This is a genomic window from Nonlabens sp. Asnod2-A12 (assembly GCF_045063745.1).
GTDB classification, from domain to species: Bacteria; Bacteroidota; Bacteroidia; order Flavobacteriales; family Flavobacteriaceae; genus Nonlabens; species Nonlabens xylanidelens.
Window position 1 is genome coordinate 880,687 of the sequence record NZ_JBEFOB010000003.1, and the last position, 21,412, is coordinate 902,098.

Annotated in this window: 19 protein-coding genes; 5 read left to right on the top strand and 14 right to left on the bottom strand. The window is 34.6% G+C overall.

The features are described from left to right. Nucleotides 1–9 precede the first annotated feature (9 nt). The 4 genes from ACJJVJ_RS04065 to ACJJVJ_RS04080 all read right to left on the bottom strand — a co-directional run bounded on the left by ACJJVJ_RS04065 (nt 10) and on the right by ACJJVJ_RS04080 (nt 6,650). Nucleotides 10–1,326, bottom strand: coding sequence for an anthranilate synthase component I family protein (locus ACJJVJ_RS04065; RefSeq protein ID WP_405369188.1), 1,317 nt, complete (start codon nt 1,324–1,326; stop codon nt 10–12). An 89-nt stretch (nt 1,327–1,415) separates the two neighbouring features. Next, nucleotides 1,416–3,665, bottom strand: a complete 2,250-nt coding sequence (locus tag ACJJVJ_RS04070; protein WP_405369190.1) for a TonB-dependent receptor — start codon at nt 3,663–3,665, stop codon at nt 1,416–1,418. Nucleotides 3,666–3,792: 127 nt separating this feature from the next. Next, the gene (gene lpdA / locus ACJJVJ_RS04075; protein ID WP_298955899.1) at nt 3,793–5,193 is read right to left on the bottom strand and encodes a dihydrolipoyl dehydrogenase; all 1,401 of its coding nucleotides are present in this window, start codon (nt 5,191–5,193) and stop codon (nt 3,793–3,795) included. A 161-nt stretch (nt 5,194–5,354) separates the two neighbouring features. Then, complete coding sequence (locus ACJJVJ_RS04080; RefSeq protein ID WP_405369193.1) at nt 5,355–6,650, bottom strand: NAD(P)/FAD-dependent oxidoreductase; 1,296 nt, start codon at nt 6,648–6,650, stop codon at nt 5,355–5,357. 122 nt (nt 6,651–6,772) lie between these two features. Between ACJJVJ_RS04080 and ACJJVJ_RS04085 the strand changes: the two genes are divergently transcribed. Together ACJJVJ_RS04085 and ACJJVJ_RS04090 are read left to right on the top strand one after the other, a co-directional pair. After that, the gene (locus ACJJVJ_RS04085; protein WP_104516204.1) at nt 6,773–7,267 is read left to right on the top strand and encodes an RNA polymerase sigma factor; all 495 of its coding nucleotides are present in this window, start codon (nt 6,773–6,775) and stop codon (nt 7,265–7,267) included. Between the two features lie 4 nt (nt 7,268–7,271). After that, entirely contained in the window at nt 7,272–7,913 is a 642-nt protein-coding gene (locus ACJJVJ_RS04090; protein WP_405369195.1) for a hypothetical protein, read from the top strand. Nucleotides 7,914–8,011: 98 nt separating this feature from the next. On the opposite strand, the gene ACJJVJ_RS04095 is transcribed toward ACJJVJ_RS04090, so the two are convergent. The 3 genes from ACJJVJ_RS04095 to ACJJVJ_RS04105 form a co-directional block, all read right to left on the bottom strand. Then, nucleotides 8,012–8,419: a hypothetical protein gene (locus tag ACJJVJ_RS04095; protein WP_104516202.1), complete on the bottom strand. Its 408-nt coding sequence runs from the start codon at nt 8,417–8,419 to the stop codon at nt 8,012–8,014. A gap of 94 nt (nt 8,420–8,513) precedes the next feature. Then, nucleotides 8,514–9,104: a porin family protein gene (locus ACJJVJ_RS04100; RefSeq protein WP_405369197.1), complete on the bottom strand. Its 591-nt coding sequence runs from the start codon at nt 9,102–9,104 to the stop codon at nt 8,514–8,516. 179 nt (nt 9,105–9,283) lie between these two features. Then, nucleotides 9,284–10,435 (bottom strand): vWA domain-containing protein, encoded by a 1,152-nt coding sequence (locus tag ACJJVJ_RS04105; protein ID WP_405369199.1) that lies wholly within the window; start codon nt 10,433–10,435, stop codon nt 9,284–9,286. 199 nt (nt 10,436–10,634) lie between these two features. On the opposite strand from ACJJVJ_RS04105, the gene ACJJVJ_RS04110 reads away from it, so the two are divergent. Continuing rightward, nucleotides 10,635–11,174 carry an inorganic diphosphatase gene (locus ACJJVJ_RS04110; protein ID WP_104516198.1) on the top strand — a complete coding sequence of 180 codons (540 nt, stop codon included), beginning with the start codon at nt 10,635–10,637 and terminating at the stop codon, nt 11,172–11,174. Between the two features lie 207 nt (nt 11,175–11,381). On the opposite strand, the gene ACJJVJ_RS04115 is transcribed toward ACJJVJ_RS04110, so the two are convergent. Then, nucleotides 11,382–11,906, bottom strand: a complete 525-nt coding sequence (locus ACJJVJ_RS04115; protein WP_405369201.1) for a hypothetical protein — start codon at nt 11,904–11,906, stop codon at nt 11,382–11,384. A gap of 64 nt (nt 11,907–11,970) precedes the next feature. Here ACJJVJ_RS04115 and ACJJVJ_RS04120 point away from each other — a divergent pair, with 64 nt between their 5' ends. Further along, nucleotides 11,971–12,678 carry a hypothetical protein gene (locus tag ACJJVJ_RS04120; RefSeq protein ID WP_405369203.1) on the top strand — a complete coding sequence of 236 codons (708 nt, stop codon included), beginning with the start codon at nt 11,971–11,973 and terminating at the stop codon, nt 12,676–12,678. On the opposite strand, the gene ACJJVJ_RS04125 is transcribed toward ACJJVJ_RS04120, so the two are convergent. From ACJJVJ_RS04125 to ACJJVJ_RS04140, 4 genes are all read right to left on the bottom strand, one after another. Then, a complete protein-coding gene (locus tag ACJJVJ_RS04125; protein WP_405369205.1) occupies nt 12,653–13,159 on the bottom strand; it encodes a DoxX family protein in 507 nt (168 codons plus the stop codon). The two genes, ACJJVJ_RS04120 and ACJJVJ_RS04125, sit on opposite strands and share 26 nt — an antisense overlap. A gap of 126 nt (nt 13,160–13,285) precedes the next feature. Beyond that, the gene (locus ACJJVJ_RS04130; RefSeq protein WP_405369207.1) at nt 13,286–13,492 is read right to left on the bottom strand and encodes a helix-turn-helix transcriptional regulator; all 207 of its coding nucleotides are present in this window, start codon (nt 13,490–13,492) and stop codon (nt 13,286–13,288) included. After that, nucleotides 13,492–13,926: a hypothetical protein gene (locus tag ACJJVJ_RS04135; RefSeq protein WP_405369209.1), complete on the bottom strand. Its 435-nt coding sequence runs from the start codon at nt 13,924–13,926 to the stop codon at nt 13,492–13,494. Before ACJJVJ_RS04135 ends, ACJJVJ_RS04130 begins: the two co-directional genes overlap by 1 nt. After that, on the bottom strand, nt 13,926–14,372 hold the full coding sequence (locus ACJJVJ_RS04140) for a hypothetical protein (RefSeq protein ID WP_405369211.1): 447 nt from the start codon (nt 14,370–14,372) through the stop codon (nt 13,926–13,928). The genes ACJJVJ_RS04135 and ACJJVJ_RS04140 overlap by 1 nt, the downstream gene beginning before the upstream one ends. Nucleotides 14,373–14,668: 296 nt before the next feature. Here ACJJVJ_RS04140 and uvrA point away from each other — a divergent pair, with 296 nt between their 5' ends. Beyond that, nucleotides 14,669–17,500, top strand: a complete 2,832-nt coding sequence (uvrA, locus tag ACJJVJ_RS04145; RefSeq protein ID WP_405369213.1) for an excinuclease ABC subunit UvrA — start codon at nt 14,669–14,671, stop codon at nt 17,498–17,500. Between the two features lie 390 nt (nt 17,501–17,890). On the opposite strand, the gene yidC is transcribed toward uvrA, so the two are convergent. Both yidC and ACJJVJ_RS04155 read right to left on the bottom strand, forming a co-directional pair. Next, a complete protein-coding gene (gene yidC / locus ACJJVJ_RS04150) occupies nt 17,891–19,708 on the bottom strand; it encodes a membrane protein insertase YidC (RefSeq protein ID WP_405369214.1) in 1,818 nt (605 codons plus the stop codon). Nucleotides 19,709–19,783: 75 nt separating this feature from the next. After that, a complete protein-coding gene (locus tag ACJJVJ_RS04155; RefSeq protein ID WP_405369216.1) occupies nt 19,784–21,406 on the bottom strand; it encodes a CTP synthase in 1,623 nt (540 codons plus the stop codon). Nucleotides 21,407–21,412: the final 6 nt, after the last annotated feature.

The following is a 21,412-nucleotide window of genomic DNA, read 5'->3' on the forward strand; positions in this document are numbered from 1 at the left end:
GGTACAAATTTAATCAAAGTACACGCCTTGTAGCGCTAGTACTTCTATTAATGCTTTGGCTTTTAAAAAACATTCTTCATATTCTTTTTCTGGTACTGCAGCTGCTGTTATGGCGCTGCCTACAGAAAAGGATAATGATTTGGATTTTTCATTATATAAAATAGTACGTATAACCACGTTAAAATCAAAATCGTCTTGAGGTGTAAAGTAGCCTATTGCGCCACTGTACAGTCCTCGTTTAAAAGATTCATTTTGTTCAATGATTTCCATGGCACTTATTTTAGGCGCTCCGGTCATACTACCCATGGGAAATGTGCTGGTTATAGCGTCTATAGAATCATATTTACTATCTAGTTGCGACACTATTGTACTTATCATTTGATGTACTTGCTTAAAGGCGTACATTCCAAAAAGCTCTTCTACTTGCACACTGCCTTTTACAGCAGTTTTAGAAAGATCATTGCGTACTAGATCTACGATCATTACATTTTCTGATCGTTCTTTAGGATCGTGAAAAAGCAATTCCTTTAGCTTTTCATCTTCAACGAGATGAGCAGACCTTCTTGCGGTCCCTTTAATGGGTTGAGAAACCAACTGCCTATCTGTTTTCTTTAAATAACGTTCTGGGCTGGCACATATCGCATAGTGCTCATTAAATCTAGCATAAACAGCAAATGGTGGCTCGCTTATTTGATTTAATTCATGAAATGCTTTTTGAGTATCTAGCTCTACCTCTTGTGCATAAAACTGAGTGCAAAAATTTGCTTCATAAATATCACCTCTACGTATGTGATCTAAAAAAGTATGCGCTTTATTTAAATAATCTTCTTTAGTATCTCTAGCTTTTAAAGGCACTGGTCTTATTACTTTTTTAAACGAAGTAAGTGAATGAGTTTCTATCTTTGAGATTAGTTTTTGCGCCGCAGGTTGTGAGGTAATAAAAGAATGTAATTTTAGCTCATTTGGAGAAATCTCAAAAACTAATTCTGGTACAAAAAAGCTTAAATCTGGAAACTCTAGAAGGTCTTGTTTTTCTGTTTTCAGATATTCTAATTCATTTTTAAGGTCATAACCTAGAAAACCGAACATCCAGTCTTTATATTCTCTCTTAAAAGCAGCTAACTGTTCAAATGCCTTTCCTGTTTTACAAGTTATACTATCTATAGCACCTACACCTATAAGTGTTTCATAAGTATCATGTTTAAGATTACCCTGATTGCTTTCTAGATAAACGAGGTGTTTTTCTGATTTAAAAAACGACAGCAATTTCTTTTTAAAAATAGCAGCATCTTCTAAGGCAAAACGATGGAGTTCTCTTTGTTTCATGATCTAACAAAGGTAAGAGTTGTAGAGAAAGCAAAAAGCTATTTCTTACAGAAATAGCTTTTACTTAATTTGAAATATTTTAGATATTCTTAGAAACGATATTGTATACTACCCCTTAAAAAGAAAGGTGTTCCTGGTGTGAAATGAATCTCTTCTACAGATTGTGCCTCGCTAGCAAGTCTAGATTCTGTTGCAAACTGTGTTTCATTCCACTCTACATCAAATAGATTCTGTACAGCCATACCTAGTCTTAGGTTATCAGTAAGGTCATAGTTGACATTAAAGTCTGCTACAAAATAGCCCTCTGCAACGATGCTGTTATCTTCATTTGCAGCTCTATCACCTATATAGCGGTAACGTAGTCCGGCATTAAATCGTTTATAATCTTTAAGACTGATACCACCTGTAGAAGTAAATTCTGGTGCTAGTGGTATATAATCTGCGCCGTCTGGCTCATTAATCGCCCTAGCGTGTGCATAATTAAGATTAGTATCTAAAAACAAGAAGTCTGTAAGCTGGTATTTTACACCTAGGTCAAAACCATAACGCTCTGTCTCACCACTAGGCTCTACAATACCTGCATCACCTACATAGACAAATTCTTGTTCTAAAAACAAGTACCATAACGCTCCATTAACCACTAGGTTATCACTAGCTTTCCATACAGTACCAAGATCAGATCCATATGATTTAGGTAAAATATCATCTGCTCCATTTTCTAATACTACTCTAGTATCATTACTGTGCATTCCTACCCCATTGTGCAAGTAAACTTTTACATTATCACTTACCTCATAATTAAAATTCAATTTAGGCAATAATGCTGTAGCAGTTTGTGACTGTGTATCAAAAGTTTCAGTTAAAGCATCTTTATAGACAAATTTGAATCGCTCTAATCTTAATCCTGCATCTATTAACAATTTATTTACCGATAATTCTGCACCCACAAAGAGTGAAGAATTGGTTTCATTGATATCACCTAATTGTATATTTTCAAGCGTTGTTCTTCTATTTAAAGTTCTTGATAATCCTGATGCATCAGTTCTATCATTTCTTAAACCAAAACCTGCTATAAGACTTAGGTCATTTGCACCTAGTTGAGTTTCATAAGAATATTTAGTTTTAAAACCAGCTAAGTCACGAGATTCTTGCTGCTGTATCTGATCTCCATTTATAGGATCTTCTAAAAAGAATGTAAAATTTGAATACAATAGAAAATCATAATGAGAATAAAACATGGTAGTTTCTAACTGTTCTTTATCACTTATGTCCATGTCATAATTAAGTACCACGTTAGTTCTAGATGTAGAACCACCTTCTGTGTCGTCTATAGAACCAAAACGGTCTATTAAACCACTATCTACAGCACGTTGTGGTATCTGTCCACTCGCGTCCCACTCACTATCAAAATGAGATAAACTTAAACTTAGTCTATTACCTGAATCTGTAGTATGGTGTAATTTACCAAACAGATTAATTCTATCAAAATTTTGTGGACTATCATACGGCCCATCAAAGGTTAAATACTCTGTAGCAACATAAGCTGTCGTATGAGAATTATCAACCAATTGTACCAGACCTAAGTAACGCTGGTGGTTAAAATCACCTATCTCTACACTTATTTTGCTCTCGTCTAGATAACTTTTAGTTTTAAAATCTACATGTCCTGCGGTAGCAAAGTTACCTACACTCTCATCATAACTACCTACTCCATAAGAAATGTTATTGATAGTTTCTGGTATAAGAAAATGAAGATCTGCATATCCTTGTCCATGTGCATGAGACACCATGTTTACCGGCATTCCATCTACATTAATAGCGATATCTGTACCGTGATCTATATCAAAACCTCTTAGGAAAATTTGCTCTGCTTTACCACCACCAGCATGTTGTCCTATAAATAGTCCAGGTACTGTTCTCAGGATTTCTTGAGAAGACGTTACAGGATTGATTTGTAAATCTACATTTGCTAGTACATTAAGTGTCTCTACATCGTTACTTATAGTAATCGCATCTAGATTTAAAGAAGATGGACTCAATGTAATTTGTAAAATATCTTTATGGTTAGTTACCACGATAGAACTGGCCTCATAACCTATATGTGAAAATCTCAGCTCTTCTTCCTGCTCTACATTGTCTATGGTAAAAAAGCCTTTGGCATTTGAATGTGTGTGTGTACCAGATTTTACATGTAAAACATAAACATCTTTTAATGGTTGTCCATTAATATCTTTAATAAAACCAGTAATTGTATGGGCAGCAATAAACTGTGTAGAAAAGAAAAAGGCAATAAATAATACCGCTTTCGCGAAAGCGGAATAAGAAAAAATAATTTTCATAAATCTGTTAAGTTAGTTGTACTAAATACGTAACTAGATCTTAAAGAGTTTGCTAATGAAATGTTAATAGATCAAAAAAAAGCCGATTCATAAAGAACCGGCTTAAATAAAAATAATGTTTTTAAATCTACATGTGTAGAGCTCTATCGTCAGTTGCAGCAAGCGCTGCTTCCTTAACAGCTTCAGAATAAGTAGGATGTGCATGTGACATTCTAGCTATATCTTCGGCACTGGCTCTAAATTCCATTGCAGTAACTCCTTCGGCAATTAAATCTGCCGCTCTTGCACCTATCATGTGTACTCCTAGAACTTCGTCTGTAGTTTTATCTGCAAGGATTTTTACTAATCCGTCGATATCTCCAGAGGCACGAGATCTACCTAATGCACGCATAGGGAATGATCCTGCTTTATATTCTACACCAGCTTCTTTTAATTCTTCTTCTGTTTTACCTACACTAGCTACTTCTGGCCATGTATAAACTACATTAGGAATTAAGTTATAGTTAATGTGTGGTTTTTGACCTGCAATAGTTTCTGCTACAAAAGTTCCTTCTTCTTCAGCTTTATGAGCTAGCATGGTACCACGCACTACGTCACCTATAGCATATATGTTAGAAACGTTAGTCTGTAAATGCTCATTTACTTCTACCTGTCCACGCTCGTTAATTTTAACTCCTGCAGCAGTAGCGTTTAATTTATCAGTATAAGGACGTCTACCTACAGAAACTAGACAGTAATCACCTTCAAAGGTAACTTCTTCTCCTTTTTTGTTTTTTGCAGTTACAGTAACTGTATCTCCATTGCGCTCTACTTTATTAACCGCATGAGATAAATTGAATTTAATTTTTTGCTTTTTAAGAACCTTCATTAATTCTTTAGAAAGCACCTTATCCATCGCTGGTGTGATACGGTCTGCATATTCAATAACAGTAACCTCAGCACCTAGTCTTTTATAAACTTGTCCTAATTCTAGACCTATAACACCACCACCTATTACGATCATGTGTTTAGGAATTTCTTTAAGAACTAGCGCTTCTGTAGAAGTGATTACTCTTTCTTTATCTAGTGTGATAAATGGTAATGTCGCAGGTTTTGAACCTGTAGCGATAATAGTATGTTTTGCTTCTATCGTCTGTGACGTCTCACCATCTATTTTTATGTGTGTAGCATCTACAAAAGATCCCATACCTGTAAACACATCGATCTCGTTTTTCTTCATCAAGAATTGTACACCATCACATGTCTGGTCTACAACTTTCTTTTTACGAGCGATCATCTTCTCAAAGTTGATCTTTATATCTCCAGGAATCTCGATACCATGGTCAGAAAAATGCTTCATAGCATCGTCATAATGGTGAGAAGAATCTAGAAGTGCCTTTGAAGGGATACAACCTACATTAAGACATGTACCACCTAAGGTATTATACTTTTCTATAATGGCAGTTTTCATGCCTAGTTGTGCACAGCGTATTGCGGCTACATAGCCACCAGGTCCAGAACCTATTATTGCTACATCGTACGTACTCATAAGAGTTGGGTTTTATTATACATTAAAGTATATCAAAGATACCAAAAACAAGGCTTAAACAAGGTGTGTTTTTGTATTAATGTACCACCTTTATCATTCAAAAGTTGATATAAATACAACAAAGTGACTATGAAAAGATAATGTACATCTATCAGTGACTATTACTTCAGTTTACTATTTATTTTTTTCTTTTGGTAAGGTCTTATTATTACTCTTGCAGCTCTATCAAAATTGAAATAGTTATAAATCCAATTGAGAAACACTACTAATCTATTTCTTACACCTACTAAAAAGTATAAGTGAACTCCTAACCAAGTAATCCATGCAAGAAAACCGCCAAGGGTAAAGTTTTTCACGTCTGCCACGGCTTTATTTCTACCTATGGTTGCCATGCTACCTTTATCGAGGTAAGAAAACTCCTTTAATGGCTGGTTATTTACTAAGCGTTTAAAGTTTTTTACTAGCAATTTACCTTGTTGTATTGCTGGTTGCGCAACTTGTGGATGTCCTTTAGGGAATTCTTCGGTTTTCATTAATGCAATATCTCCTATTGCAAAAATACCTTCATAACCTTCTACTCGATTCATTTTATCTACTAGAAAACGTTGTGAACGCTCATCCACGCTTTCTTCTCGCAGTCCTTTAATAGGATTACCTATTACTCCAGCACTCCATATAAAAGTATATGCAACTATTTGAAGATCTGTATTAGTAAGAACGGTTTCTTCTTCATAATTCTTAACCAATACATTAAGATGAATTTGCACTCCTAATTTCCTTAAGTATTTCTCTGCTTTTTGTGAGGCTTTTTCACTCATACTAGCGAGTACACGATCTGAGCCATCTAACAAATGAATTTCCATTAACTCTGGATTGAGGTCTGGATAATCATTCTTGAGTACTCCTTTCTTAAATTCTGCAAAAGCACCAGCTAGTTCTACACCAGTAGGTCCTCCACCAGATAGCACGATGCGCATTAATTTCTTTTGCTCTTCTACATCATTAGTTAATGTTGCTTTTTCTAGATTTTGCAGCATATAACTTCTTATGTTGAGCGCTTGTGGCACACTCTTCATTTGTAAAGAAGCTTCTTCTAGATCTTTATTACCAAAGAAATTTGTTTTTGTTCCAGTTGCAATTACCAGGTAATCATAACTTACATCACCTATAGAACTGCATACTATTTTCTTATCAGGATCTATGGAGTTTACTTCACCTAATCTAAATAAGAAATTCTTCCTATCCTCCACCAGCCCTCGCAATGGGAATGCTATAGAATCAGGTTCTAAACCACTAGTGGCCACCTGATACATTAATGGTTGAAAATTGTGATAATTATGACGGTCTATAAGTACGACTTGAAAATTTTGTTTGGTTAGCTTTCGCGAAAGCGTAACACCACCAAAACCACCGCCCACAACAATTACTCGTGGTAAATCTGACTGTGGAATATTCATCTTATGAAGTTTTAACAAAGATAATTTAGAAAGAGTGATTTATCCTTTGATTAACATTCTTTTCTATAATTGTAACGTTTTAAAAAAATGAAGGACTTATTAAGTAACCAAGCCAATTAAAAGTGAGTAAAAAACTCGAAGAAGAATTTGTTAAACAGCTAGAAGAGAATCAGAATATAGTCCACAAAATATGTAGGCTGTATACTAATGATCAAGATGCGCACAACGACCTGTTTCAGGAAGTGACCATACAACTGTGGCGTGCTTATCCTAAATTTAGAGGTGATGCTAAATTTAGTACCTGGATGTATAGAGTTGCGTTGAACACGGCAATTACACTATATCGCAAGTCTACACGTAGGGTGAAGACACAGGATTATGATTCTGTCCAATTTAAAATCGCTGACAGACCAGAAGATGATGAGCAAATGGAGCAACTTACTTTACTGTACGGCGCGGTAAAACAATTAAATGATATAGAAAAAGCACTGGTTTTTCTATATCTAGAGGATAAAAATTACAGAGAAATAGCCGAAACAATGGGAATCTCTGAAGTAAATGCAAGGGTGAAGATGAACAGGATTAAAACGAAATTAACTAACATTATAAATCCATAAAATCATGGATCAACTAGATATACTTAAACAAAACTGGCAGTCGCAAACCGGTAATGCCCCTCAATTTTCTAAAGAACAATTAGGTGGTTTATTAGCTAGAAAATCAAGCAGTATTGTAAAATGGTTGTTTATTATCGCTATAATGGAGTTTGCGCTATTTATAGTCTTAGGCCTATTCTCCCATTTTGGAAATGAAGAGAACAATACTGTAGAATTAATAGGAAAACCGTTTTACTATGGTTCTATGATAGTCCACTATGTAGTGATTGTATTTTTTATATTTCTATTTTATAAAAATTATAAAAACATCTCTACATCGCAGCCTACTAGAAGTTTAATGAATAGAATACTCAAGACCAGGCGCACCATGAAGTGGTACATATGGTATAACCTGGTTTATATGATGGTAGTAGGAATGATAGGCGCGGTGCTTATTATACCTAACGACCCTAGGATGTCCGAAGTATTAAATTCGCCTAATTTCATAGGTCATGAAACTGCCTTTTATGCCACTTTCTTAGGTCTAACATTTGTTATGTTTTTAGTAATGTGTGTCATTATGTATCTTATTTATCAATTAATTTATGGAATATTATTACGTAAGTTAAAACGCAATTATAATGAGTTGAAACGTATGGAGGTATAACCCATCATTAAGTTCTGAAAAACAGTAAAGCTCGTTTATCTATTACTTAGATAAACGAGCTTTATTGATTTAATAACCTTTCTAGCTACCTACACTATTTACAATTCTCTATTAAAGTAAACTTGTTTTTCTTCATTGAACTCTGTTGGTCTATTACCAGTCACATCCATTTGTAGTCTCATCTTATCATCACTAATAAATTGAGCAATACAGAGCATCTTTTTTTGTTTTCCTGATTCAAATTCAGTTAATATAATGTCTAATTGTATAGGAGTGGTCTCTTCAAAAATCTGGTAAGTCATGCTTACTCTTTTTCCATTTATTACAAAATCTTTACCTCCATAAGGATCATCGAGACTACCTAGCATCACATAGCCCTCTTTATCAAATTCTATAAAACCCTTTTCTTTTTCATCTATCCACTTACCTATAAACTGATCTCTATCATTGATAGTGGTTAGGGATAAAAATGGAATGGCTATTAATAGTAATAAGAATTTCTTCATGATGTGGTTTAATTAATTGCTACAATTTACGATAAAGCAAAAAAATGCGGCCTATGGCCGCATTTTTTTTACTCTAATATGTTAATCAAATATTCTAGAATTTATATCCTACAGATAAATGAACAGTTCCTGGTAACTGACTTCTATCACTACCGTCTGACTCATTATCAAATATATCAGAAAATCCGTAAGTAAAAGTACCTTTAAAGTAAAGGTTGTATTCTTTTAAGTCATAACCGAAACCTGCTGTACCAGCAAAGTTAGTATTTACTGTATCTTCTAATTCTACTGCATCACCGTCATCTATAGTAGCCTCTCCTTTAAGAAGGAAACCTATTTGTGGACCAAAGTGAACACTAAAGTTATTAAATGCATAATATTTAAACTGTAATGGCACATTGATGTATTGTAATTTTACATCAGTATCCGTACCTAAGCTGTTTGGAAATTCTTCACCTTCTACAGAATAAAGTAAACTACCTTCATAAGACCATTTATCTGCAAATGGTAGCTCTACTACTCCACCTACATGAAAACCGGTTCTACTATCTTCAAAACCACTACCGCCTAGGTTGTCTATTTTTGAAAAGTTAACACCACCTATAACACCATAGGTTACATCTTGGGCTGTTGCTGTAAAAGTTGCTAGAAACAAAGCAATTAAAGAAAAATAAATAGATTTCATTTGTTAGTTTTTGGAATGATTAGTTCAAATATATAAAAATGCTTCTTTATATCTGCTCAATCTTAAAAGAGATGTATTCTCAATCACATAATCGGCAAACAATTACATTTAAAAGAGATAATAATTAGATTTCTTTCTATACTCTATCGTTAAGAATTAAATCTAGCCAATTCTTACAATTATTTCAACCTCTTTTTTCTATTAGCCTCATAATCGGTAAAAATCATTTCTCCTAGGCCTTGTAATCCTGTGAAGAATGCTTTTCCTTGATTAGCCTCTGTAAATTGATCTACAAATCTCTGTAAGTAAGGATCATTTGCAATCATGAACGTAGTAATAGGAATGTGCAACCTTCTTGCTTGCGCCGCCATAGTATAACATTTCTCTACAATGTATTCATCTAGTCCATTTGAGTTTTTATAATACGTACCATCTTTTAATCGCAAGCAACTAGGCTTACCATCTGTAATCATAAAGATCTGTTTATTCGTATTACGTTTTCTTCTTAAAATATCCATGGCTAGTTGTAAACCTGCCACCGTATTGGTATGATAAGGTCCTACTTTAAGATAAGGAAGATCTGCTATTTTAATAGGCCATGAATCGTTACCAAAAACAATAATATCGAGCGTGTCCTTAGGGTATCGAGTCGTTATTAACTCTGCCAGTGCCATGGCTACCTTTTTTGCAGGTGTGATTCTATCTTCTCCATAAAGAATCATAGAATGCGAGATATCAATCATAAGCACCGTACTCATTTGTGCTTTAAACTGCGAGTCTTCTACAACTAGATCATCTTCTGTCAGATTAAAATTACCCATCCCATGGTTGATCTGTGCGTTGCGCAAACTCTCTGTCATAGATATACTATCCAGACCATCACCAAATCTATAAGGACGGTAATCACCACTGTGCTCATCGCCTTGTCCTAGCTTACCAGATTTATGGTTACCGCTAGCACCTTTACGCATATTACCAAAGATCTGGTCTAGCGCATGTTTACGCAATAACTGTTCTGTCTTTGCAGTAATAGAAAAACGTCCTGGTCTATCACCATCACCTTCTTCTCCTTCTCTATTTTCGTCGTTAGGGTCAAATTCTTCTTTGATGTAACCGCGTGCTTTAAGATCTTCTATAAAATCTTCAATCGTATATTCTGGTGTGGTAAGCTTGTATTCTTTATCCAGCTCTCTTAACCATTCTATCGCCTCATCAAAATCTCCAGATGTATGAGTTATTAACTCTTTAAAGATACCGAATAACTTATCAAAAGGGTCTTTTTCCTTTTCATTATAGAATTCAAATTTAAAACCTAGTCTTTCTTGTGCCATTTTTTAAAAGTAAAGTACAAACAGATAAAACCGAATAATCTATCTGTATTTAACATTGGTTTGTGTTAAATACACGATTTGAGGAACAATTTTAGACTTTACTTACTTAAAAGTACGTATTTTACGATAAGTTAATGTGTTTTCGCTTTCGCGAAAGCGTAACGAACACTATTTTTGCAGCCGTTCAAAAAACAAGAAAATGACTAAACACGCTTGGCACGACGTAAGTTACGGAGCAGATGCACCAGGAAATGTAACTGGAATTATAGAAATCCCTAAGAATACAAGAGCAAAATATGAGTTAGATAAGGAATCTGGAATGTTAATTCTAGACCGTGTGATCTACTCTTCTATGTATTATCCTACTAACTACGGTTTTATTCCACAAACTTATTGTGATGATAACGACCCACTAGATATATTAGTTCTTTCTCAAATCGAGATTGTACCTATGTGTCTTGTAGAATGTAAAGTTATAGGTGTTATGCAAATGCTAGACGGTGGTGAAATGGATGATAAAATTATCGCTGTTGCTGCAAACGATATGTCTGTTGCTCACTTTAATGACATCGAGGAACTTCCTGAATTTTGGAAAAAAGAAATGCGCAATTTCTTCCAAGACTATAAGAAATTAGAAAACAAAGAAGTAAGCGTAGACGAATTTCAAGGCCGTGAAAAGGCACTAGAAATAGTAAACCAATCTATTGAAGATTACAAGAAAAAATTCGGTACTAAGTAATTAGTTACTAATTGAATTTAAAAAAATCCTCAATGAAAACAAAGTTTTCATTGAGGATTTTTAGTTTAGAGAATTTTGAATTAACATCTCTAATCGCAGTGTAGAACTGAAATTCCTAACTATTATTAGAGACAGAGACTATTTAAATAATTTTAGTGAAAATACTGGCAGATCCCTGATAATTTGCTAACGCAAATTTCTGTGGTATTACTTACCGCTACCTTTAAACTGCTGGTCTTTGCTAGCAAATAGTACGTTAAAAGTAGTAAGGCTACCATAAATACGAGTAATGTATTGCTGTAAATCTATCTTAAGCTGGTCGTCCAGGTCTTTAGAACTATTTATCTTTTGCTCCATAACTCTTAAACGGTCGCGCAACATAACTATCTTATGCCAAAAGGTATTGATAGGTATTTCTTTGTCTGCGAGATTAGAATCTGCAGGTCTTAGAATCATAGTACCATTTTTATATTTATCAGCTAGTGCTACTACCTGACTCACATCGCTGAATCTTTCTAGGATTTCACGTAGTGACTTCTCAACATCATAGAAACTTACGGTATCAACGTCGTCCTCACAAGCTTCTATCACCTCAAAATCTGTATCTAGAGGTATGGTTTCTAATCCATCTTTCTGAAAGGTTACCCAATACATAGTCGCAGTAACGTTAGTCACTACTCCAAAGCCATACTCGGCATGATTGATTCTTGATCCTATTCCTAATAATTTCATATAATATATTTATCTAAGTTTTTCTAAGTTTATCTTTGCCCTAAATTGATAAATTAATCCCGATTTGAAAAAGATATTTCGTTTTTTATTAAAAAGTATTTTAGCTATTCTAGCAATCGTACTTATTGCCGTTATAACGCTCAAACTTATTTATAATGAAGATGTACCTCAAGGAACATCAGGCAAACCAGCAGATGATCTAGCTTTTAAAATTCTTGAAGCCATAGACCATAAACAGTTTACAGAAGCTCGTGAAATTCACTGGACTTTTAGAGGAGTGAATAGATATGAATGGAAAGTACAGCAAAATCTAGTTGATGTTTACTGGGATAACTATAGAGTTTCTTATCAAACACAGTTTCCTAAAATTAGTTTTGCTTTTAAGGATGGAAAGACATTAAAAGGAAAAGAAAAAGATGATGCTATCGCATATGCTGCAAAGAATTTTAATAATGATAGTTTCTGGGTAGTTGCACCGCATAAGGTATTAGATATAGGTACTACTAGAGAACTTATAACTGAAGATGGCAAGGAGAAACTATTAGTAAAATATAATTCGGGAGGTACTACTCCTGGAGATGCTTATTTATGGGAAGTAGATGAAAACTATCGCCCTACATCGTTTAAAATGTGGGTAAGCATCCTGCCTCTAGATGGTCTAGAAGCAAAATGGAGTGATTGGGAAATGACAGCTGGTGATTTTCCTCTAGCACAAAAGCGTAGTATTTTAGGAATTACAATACCTGTTACAGACCTAAAAGTGAATCCATAACCTTCTTTTTATGATCTTGTTCTTCTTTTTCTTTCATCTCTAGCTCTATAGCCTGGTGGGTGGTCCATAGGTTATAATAATCTGCAGAGAATTTATTGTAGTATAAAGAATAAAACAAACCTACTTTAAGAATAAGAGTATAACTATGGGTTAATGCTGTCTGTATATCACCGGTATAATGAAAAAGAGCTGTAAAAAAAACTCCTAGAACAATAGCCCCTATTAAACTCTTTCTAGCGTACAAGCCTGTAAGAATCATTAAGGCTATAAAGAACTCTAAGAGAGGTACTATAGGTGTAAAATTTGCTAAGAAACCTAATTCACTTCCTTGTGGCACATATTGAACTGCTAGCTGTATAAACTCATCATAATTAACCAAGTTAACTATAGCATGAATGAGTAAATAAGAGCCTAAACCAACCCTAACAATTAAGTAAGTAATTGTTTTCCAATTATTTTGAGAAGAATAAAATTGCGTCATGATAAACCCTTATTAAACAAAGAATTACAAGCGAAAATAAAAATCTAGAGTTAATTTATAGTTAAGAAAATGTCTATTTCGACCAATTTCCTAAATAACTGATCAAAACTACAACACTACTACCTCTCATCGATCATCACTATCTTCTAACTCAAATAACTCTTCTACAGAAACCTTAAACGTTCTCGCAATTTTTAATGCTAATACAGTAGATGGCACGTATCGATTTTTTTCTATAGAATTTATAGTCTGTCTAGAAACTCCTATTGCTTCAGAAAGATCTGCTTGGGTCATTTTATGGATGGCGCGCTGCACATGGATGGTGTTTTTCATTATAATTCTTGTTTAAAACGCCAGTAATTAATCAAATACATGATCTGGAAAAGAAAAATAGAAAGCATCCCATAATCCATAAAATCTAGCTGAGATCCAGAACGAAATAAACTACTTAACAAAAAGTTTAAAAATGGTGTGACAATAACTAGAATCATACCATACATAAAAGCATAAGCCATTGCTTTGTGACGTAAATTAAGCAATCGCTCATCTGGAAATTTATCTCTACTAATTATAATGAATAGAAAACCTAAAAGAATTAAATGGCCAGCCATACCGGTTGCAACTTCTTCACTTAGAAATTGTTGGTATTCTTTAAGAAAGAATAATACTATTCCACATAAAATAGGAAGTATAGCTACCCATTTCATGTAATGCGGTAATAATAAAAAATCTCCTTTTCTTACTTTATCTAATTGTTTATCGTTCATTACAATTGCTTTTTAAAAATGTTGAAATACATCAAATAATAAAATAAATAGGACGACATGATAAAAAAGAAACTTTGATATTCCCATTCTAGAATATCCTTATAAAAACTGTTTAGTATAATATTAATAAAAGGCTGTATCAATAACATTCCCGTACCCAACACAAAGGCAAATGCAAATGCTCTATAACGTAACTGATTTGTACGCTCATCTTCATGTTTATCTCGAGACAGTGCTAAAATGAACAAGCCAATTAGAACAAGATGCATACACAGGTCTTTATAAAATAACCTCAACTCATCGCCTTGATAATAGACTATCAACATACCAATGATCGCGCTAATTGAAATACCTACTCCTATCCATTTAAAAGAAGTAGGCAGCAAAGGAAATACGCCGCCTTTCTTTTCAAATTCACAAAATTTATTCAAAACAGAATTCTTCATAACGTAAAGTATTTTTATTATAATGACAAATATACTTTACATTTAGTAAAATACACTTATTTTATCTACATTATTTTTATAAGAATGATTTCATAACATAAAAAACACGCAACCTACTCTAAAACTAAACTTATCGGAATTGAATAAAGGTCAAGTGTCTCTATTCAAATGGATATGAATAAATAAATAGTCTTAAATTAGAGAAGTATAAAAACCCAACTCTCCACAGCATTTTAAGTAAGCTTTAATTCTATTTCTAGTTCATTAGAATTAACTTCGCAAGATTGCAATATACTATGGCGTACACTGACGAAATTATTGAAGTAAAAGGAGCTCGTGTTCATAATTTAAAGGACATCGATGTAAATATTCCTAGAGAGAAACTTGTGGTTATAACTGGTCTCTCTGGTTCTGGTAAATCATCGCTAGCTTTTGACACTATCTATGCCGAAGGTCAACGACGTTACATAGAAACCTTCAGCGCATATGCGAGACAGTTTCTAGGCGGTCTAGAACGTCCCGATGTAGATAAAATAGATGGACTCTCTCCTGTTATAGCCATAGAACAAAAGACAACGAGTAAAAGTCCACGAAGTACAGTCGGTACTATTACAGAGATCTATGATTTTTTAAGATTACTATACGCTCGTGCTAGCGACGCCTATTCTTACAACACAGGTAAGAAAATGGTAAGTTATAGCGATGAGCAAATACGCGATCTTATTATAGAAGAATATAAAGGCCAGCGAATTAACATACTTGCACCTGCCATAAGAGGTAGAAAAGGTCACTATAGAGAACTCTTTGAACAAATAGCAAAACAAGGGTTTGTAAAAGTACGATGTGATAATGTCATAGTAGATATTACTAAGGGTATGAAACTGGACCGTTATAAGGTCCACGACATTGAAATAGTAATCGATAGATTACAAGTAGGCGACACTGAAGAAGATATTAAAAGGCTAGACGAGTCTATTAAAACTGCGATGTACCATGGTAACGACATCACGATGATTGTACCACATGGTGAAAAAGAAGGTCGTTTTTTCTCTCGTACGTTAATGTGTCCAGAAACTGGAATCTCATATCCTGAGCCAGAACCTAATAACTTTTCTTTTAATAGTCCTAAAGGTGCCTGTCCTAAATGTAATGGTATAGGTACACTCTATCAGGTAAATGAAAACAAAATCATACCAGACCGCAGTCTTTCTATTACTAAAGGTGGTCTTGCCCCATATCCTGACAATAAAAAGAACTGGATTTATAAACAGCTAGAATTAATTGCCCAAAAGTTTGATTTTAAACTAACAGATCCGCTAGATAAAATACCTGCAGCAGCCATAGAAATGATTCTTTACGGTGGCAAAGAAAGTCTAGAGGTAGATAGCAAGAACTTAGGTGTTAAACGCAGTTATAAAATAGATTTTGAAGGGCTTGCAAACTTCATAGAGCAAACCTATAACAATAACGACAGTACTAGTTTACAACGTTGGGCAAAAGAATTCATGGATAACGTGACCTGCCCTAATTGTGAAGGATCGAGATTGCGTAAAGAAAGTCTTTATTTCCGTGTTAACGAGAAGAATATTGCCCAACTGGCTCAAATGGATATCGTCCAGCTGGTAGAATGGTTTGAATCTTTAAATGGCACGCTTTCGCGAAAGCAACAACAAATAGCTACTGAACTACTTAAAGAAATAAGAGAACGATTACAGTTTTTACTAGATGTAGGTCTCGATTATTTATCACTAAACAGAAGTGCCAAAACACTTTCTGGTGGTGAAGCACAACGTATACGCCTGGCCACTCAAATAGGTTCTCAGTTAGTAGGAGTTTTATACATTCTAGATGAGCCGAGTATAGGATTGCACCAGCGCGATAATGAAAAACTTATTAATTCTCTAGTTGCCCTGCGAGATACCGGAAATTCTGTAATCGTGGTAGAACATGATAAGGATATGATCGAGCGAGCAGATCATGTCATAGATATAGGTCCTCGAGCAGGAAAATATGGTGGTGAAATCATTAGTGAAGGCTCACCGCAGGAGATTTTAAAACACGACACGTTAACAGCTCAATATCTCAACGGTAAAAGAGAAATAGCCGTACCTAAAAAACGTCGTAAAGGAAATGGTAAAAAAATATCGCTTAAAGGTTGTACTGGAAATAACCTAAAAGATGTTTCTATAGACCTACCTCTAGGCCAGATGATAGGTGTAACTGGTGTTTCAGGAAGTGGTAAATCTACTCTTATAAATGAGACGCTTTATCCTATTATGAATGCGCATTTCTTTAATGGAGTTAAAGTACCGATGCCTTATAAAAGCATCAAGGGACTAGATAATTGTGATAAAGTGATTGATATTAATCAAAGCCCTATAGGTAGAACACCACGATCTAATCCTGCTACTTACACTAAAACATTTGACGAAATAAGATCCTTATTTGCCAAAACACCTGAGGCATTAATACGTGGTTATAAGCCAGGTCGTTTTAGTTTTAATGTAACTGGTGGACGTTGTGAAACCTGTAAAGGTGGTGGCTTAAGAGTTATAGAAATGAACTTTCTTCCAGATGTATATGTGACTTGTGAAACCTGTCAAGGAAAACGTTTTAATAGAGAAACTCTAGAAATACGGTATAAAGGGAAATCTATAAGTGATGTTCTTAATATGACCATTACAGAAGCGACAGACTTCTTTGAGCCTATCCCTAAAATATACCGCAAATTAAAAACTATAAAAGATGTAGGACTAGGCTACATTACTTTAGGACAACAGTCTACTACTCTATCCGGTGGTGAAGCGCAACGTATTAAACTAGCTAGCGAACTCTCTAAAAGAGATACTGGTAACACATTTTACATACTAGATGAGCCTACTACAGGGCTTCATTTTGAAGATGTTGCTGTTCTTATGGATGTTCTTAATAAACTAGTTGATAAAGGTAATACGGTTCTAGTTATAGAACACAACATGGACGTTATCAAAATATGTGACTATCTTATAGATGTAGGTCCAGAAGGAGGCCGTGGTGGTGGTAATATAATCACAAAAGGAACACCTGAACAAGTTGCCAAACATAAGACGAGTCATACCGCTAGGTTTTTGAAGAAGGAGCTGAATTAAGCAAGCAGTTTAATCTTCATTTTTTACAATACTATTCATAATGGACATACCAAGTATTTGAATTGGCATCGTCTAAATCTGATCGGGAAGTTTTTGTTAGGTTGTAGATGTAGAGATAGAACTAGCGTCTTTTCAACCTTTCCGACCAAACTTCACTACTGCTCACTTTTCCCTCTTTTCCTCGTCTAAGGAAAAGATCTTTTTTATTTAAAACTCCTCACCTTAGAAAAGCGAGGACAGATTAGTTTCTAAACTTTAGCGGCGATGCAATCAGGAGTGGTTGAGACATTACTAGATTACAAACCAAGAGTTACTTCTTTTTTCAAAATATATTAAAACAAAAAATCCTCAATCAAAAGATTGAGGATTTTAAAAACTATTTAAAGAAGCTTACTTCTTCTTATTCTTTTGTTGTTCTTCTTGTTGTGCTTGTGCTTGCTCCATAATCTCTGACATCTTGCTAGCAAAACGGCCTTTCTTTTTCTTAGGCTTTGCTTTTGCCTTTTCAATTTTAGCAAGAACCTTATCCTTATCAATGATTACATGCTTAATCACTAACATAATACCGATGGTAATTAAGTTAGATATAAAGTAATACAATGATAGTCCACTTGCATATTTATTAAAGAATACCAGCATGAACAATGGAGATAGATACATGATAAACTTCATGTTAGGCATACCAGGCTGTTGTGCTGCTTGCATATTTTGCCCAGTAGTCATCTTCATATAGAAAAAGATAGATATAGAAGCAAGAATAGGAAATAGACTCACGTGATCACCATAAAATGGTATTTTAAAACCTTCTGGGAATTGATAGATAACATCATAACTAGATAAATCATCTGCCCAAAGAAAACTTTTCTGTCTTAATTCAAATGCTGTAGGGAAAAACTTAAAGAGTGCAAAGAATACAGGCATTTGTAACAATGCTGGTAAACAACCACTCAATGGGCTGGCACCTGCCTCACTTTGAACCTTCATGGTTTCCTGCTGCTTTTTCATTGCATTATCCTTGTACTTTTCTGCAATTCTATTTAATTCTGGACGTAGAATTTTCATCTTTGCCTGAGTTAAATAACTCTTATATAATACTGGAGATAATACCAGTCTTACACAAATAGTAAGTAGTATAATAGCAAGTCCATAAGGAATACCTAATCCATCAGAACTACTTAAGAATGTAAATAACGGTCTTATCGCCCATTCATTAATAAAACCAAAAATTCCCCATCCTAGATCTACTACTTCGTCAAGATTGCGATCATATCCATCTAAGATTTCAAAATCTGTAGGACCAAAATACCAGTCCATATTGTAAGCTAGTTCACCACCGGCATAATCCAACTGCACTTTAGAAGTAAACCTCTTAGTTAGCTCATTTTGCTCGTCATCTTCACTGGTATTATTATAAGACTTTAATAAACCACTTTTGAAAGGTGTGTCTGTTAAAAGTATAGAAGAGAAGAAATGCTCTTTGTAAGCGATATAGGTAATATCTTCAGCATCTTCCTCAGCGTTTTCGCCTTGACCTGTGTAGTCATCACTACCTCCATCGTATTCAAACTTAATCTCTGTATAACGACTCTCTGTAGATATACTTTTTGAACGACGATATGCTTGTAATTCCCAATTAAGGGCAACTTCTTCAGATGTATTTGCTACTTGCGCTAGACCTTGAGAACGGATGTTGAAATCCATCATATAATCGTCTGGCTGTAACTCATATCTAAATTCTATAGATGCACCACTTGCTGGACTAGCTGTAAGACTTAAAACCTTATTTGCTCCATTTTGTGAAGTTTTAGGTGTAAAAACCATGTCCTTAGTATGCACTTTACGTCCATCTTTAGTCATGAATTCTAAATCAAAATTATGATCACCACCTTTAACTAGGTATACCGGTAAAGAGTCATAAGTTTTGAAACTTTTTAATAATGCTTCATCAATTAAAGCTCCTTTAGTATTGATTTTAAAATCAACTAAATTGTTATTAAACTCTAGCACTTCACCTTTAGAATCTCCTGGTGTTAGCGCTGTATCATTTAATGTAACTGGCTGGTTTGAATTTGAAACAACTTCACTCGTTTGTGATGTATCTTCTGTTCCTTGCTGGTCTTCTTGGTTTCTGAAAAGCATAAATGCAACTATCCCAAAAATTAGGGCTAATCCTAGCATACTTTTCCAGTCCGTCTTTTTCTCTTCCATACTTTTGCCCGTTGGGGCGATTAATTTACTTGGTATTTAAAATGGATATTGTTCTCGCTTTCGCGAAAGCGAAACTTATATCTTATTTTTCTTTAATTTAAAATCTCCTGCTGCCTTTACAAAAGATGTAAATAATGGGTGTGGTGCAGCAACGGTACTTTTATATTCTGGATGGTATTGAACCCCTATAAACCAAGGATGATCTTCTACCTCTACCGTTTCTACCAGGTTAGATTTAGGATTTACTCCTGTGGTCTTAAGTCCAGCGTTTTCTAATTGCTCTCTATAATCATTATTATATTCATAACGGTGTCTATGACGCTCGCTTATCATTTTAGAACCGTAAATATTTTTTATTTCACCACCTATTAGCTCACAATCCCAAGCTCCTAGACGCATGGTACCACCCATGTTCATAATATTCTTTTGATCTTCCATGAGTGAAATAACTGGATTTGCAGTTTTCTCATCCATCTCTATAGAGTTAGAGTCTTTAATTCCTAAAACGTTACGAGAATATTCAATAACTGCCATTTGCATTCCTAAACAAATTCCAAAAAATGGTAATTTATTCTCTCTTGCATAGCGTACTGCCTCTATCTTACCTTCTATACCGCGCTCTCCAAAACCAGGAGCAACTAGTACGGCGTCTAGATGAGATAGTTTTTTCTCTACGTTATCTACTTCCAGATATTCACTATGTATAGATTCTATTTTTACTTTAATCTCGTTTGCAGCACCGGCGTGTATAAATGCTTCTAAAATAGATTTATAAGAATCTTGTAACTCTACATATTTACCTATCAGTCCTATGGTAACGGTACTTTTAGGATTTTTATGTCTTTGTACAAATTCATTCCAGCTTCTTAAATCTGGCTGATCTTTTGTATCTATATCTAGATTTTTAATGACAACACGATCTAGTCCTTCTAATAACATTTTATTAGGAACGTCATAAATGGTTTCTACATCGATAGACTGGATTACTGCTTCTTGCTTAACATTACAGAAACGCGCAAGCTTGGTACGTATCTCGTCAGATATTTCATGCTCTGTACGACATACAAGAATATCTGCTTGTACACCACTCTCCATAAGAGTCTTAACGCTATGTTGAGTAGGTTTAGTTTTTAACTCACCTGCAGCACTTAAATATGGTATTAAAGTTAAGTGTATCACTAGAGAATTGCGTTCTCCTAGCTCCCACTGTAACTGTCTTACACTTTCTATATAAGGTAATGATTCTATATCTCCTACGGTACCACCTATCTCTGTGATAACAACATCATAATCACCAGATTTACCAAGAATCTGTATACGTTGTTTAATCTCGTCTGTAATATGAGGTATAACTTGCACCGTTTTACCTAAAAACTCACCTCGTCTTTCTTTCTGAATAACACTTTGATAAATTCTTCCCGTGGTAACATTATTAGCCTGAGAAGTATTAACGTTAAGAAAACGCTCGTAGTGACCTAGGTCTAAATCTGTTTCTGCACCGTCTTCTGTTACGTAGCATTCTCCATGCTCATAAGGATTAAGGGTCCCTGGATCCACATTTATATACGGATCTAACTTCTGTATAGTAACCCTTAAACCTCTAGCTTGCAGTAATTTTGCTAATGAAGCTGCGATTATTCCCTTTCCTAAAGAAGAGGTTACTCCACCTGTTACAAATATATACTTTGCGTGTGCCATAGTTAT

What these genes read in the sequence shown, in the direction of transcription:
- ACJJVJ_RS04135 (WP_405369209.1), bottom strand. Translation starts at nt 13,926, where the DNA reads ATGAACGATAAACAATTAGATAAAGTAAGAAAAGGAGATTTTTTATTA.
- ACJJVJ_RS04095 (WP_104516202.1), bottom strand. Translation starts at nt 8,419, where the DNA reads ATGAAGAAATTCTTATTACTATTAATAGCCATTCCATTTTTATCCCTA.
- ACJJVJ_RS04110 (WP_104516198.1), top strand. Translation starts at nt 10,635, where the DNA reads ATGACTAAACACGCTTGGCACGACGTAAGTTACGGAGCAGATGCACCA.
- ACJJVJ_RS04105 (WP_405369199.1), bottom strand. Translation starts at nt 10,435, where the DNA reads ATGGCACAAGAAAGACTAGGTTTTAAATTTGAATTCTATAATGAAAAG.
- ACJJVJ_RS04070 (WP_405369190.1), bottom strand. Translation starts at nt 3,665, where the DNA reads ATGAAAATTATTTTTTCTTATTCCGCTTTCGCGAAAGCGGTATTATTT.
- uvrA (WP_405369213.1), top strand. Translation starts at nt 14,669, where the DNA reads ATGGCGTACACTGACGAAATTATTGAAGTAAAAGGAGCTCGTGTTCAT.
- ACJJVJ_RS04080 (WP_405369193.1), bottom strand. Translation starts at nt 6,650, where the DNA reads ATGAATATTCCACAGTCAGATTTACCACGAGTAATTGTTGTGGGCGGT.
- ACJJVJ_RS04130 (WP_405369207.1), bottom strand. Translation starts at nt 13,492, where the DNA reads ATGAAAAACACCATCCATGTGCAGCGCGCCATCCATAAAATGACCCAA.
- ACJJVJ_RS04125 (WP_405369205.1), bottom strand. Translation starts at nt 13,159, where the DNA reads ATGACGCAATTTTATTCTTCTCAAAATAATTGGAAAACAATTACTTAC.
- ACJJVJ_RS04140 (WP_405369211.1), bottom strand. Translation starts at nt 14,372, where the DNA reads ATGAAGAATTCTGTTTTGAATAAATTTTGTGAATTTGAAAAGAAAGGC.
- ACJJVJ_RS04065 (WP_405369188.1), bottom strand. Translation starts at nt 1,326, where the DNA reads ATGAAACAAAGAGAACTCCATCGTTTTGCCTTAGAAGATGCTGCTATT.
- ACJJVJ_RS04100 (WP_405369197.1), bottom strand. Translation starts at nt 9,104, where the DNA reads ATGAAATCTATTTATTTTTCTTTAATTGCTTTGTTTCTAGCAACTTTT.
- ACJJVJ_RS04090 (WP_405369195.1), top strand. Translation starts at nt 7,272, where the DNA reads ATGGATCAACTAGATATACTTAAACAAAACTGGCAGTCGCAAACCGGT.
- ACJJVJ_RS04115 (WP_405369201.1), bottom strand. Translation starts at nt 11,906, where the DNA reads ATGAAATTATTAGGAATAGGATCAAGAATCAATCATGCCGAGTATGGC.
- lpdA (WP_298955899.1), bottom strand. Translation starts at nt 5,193, where the DNA reads ATGAGTACGTACGATGTAGCAATAATAGGTTCTGGACCTGGTGGCTAT.
- yidC (WP_405369214.1), bottom strand. Translation starts at nt 19,708, where the DNA reads ATGGAAGAGAAAAAGACGGACTGGAAAAGTATGCTAGGATTAGCCCTA.
- ACJJVJ_RS04155 (WP_405369216.1), bottom strand. Translation starts at nt 21,406, where the DNA reads ATGGCACACGCAAAGTATATATTTGTAACAGGTGGAGTAACCTCTTCT.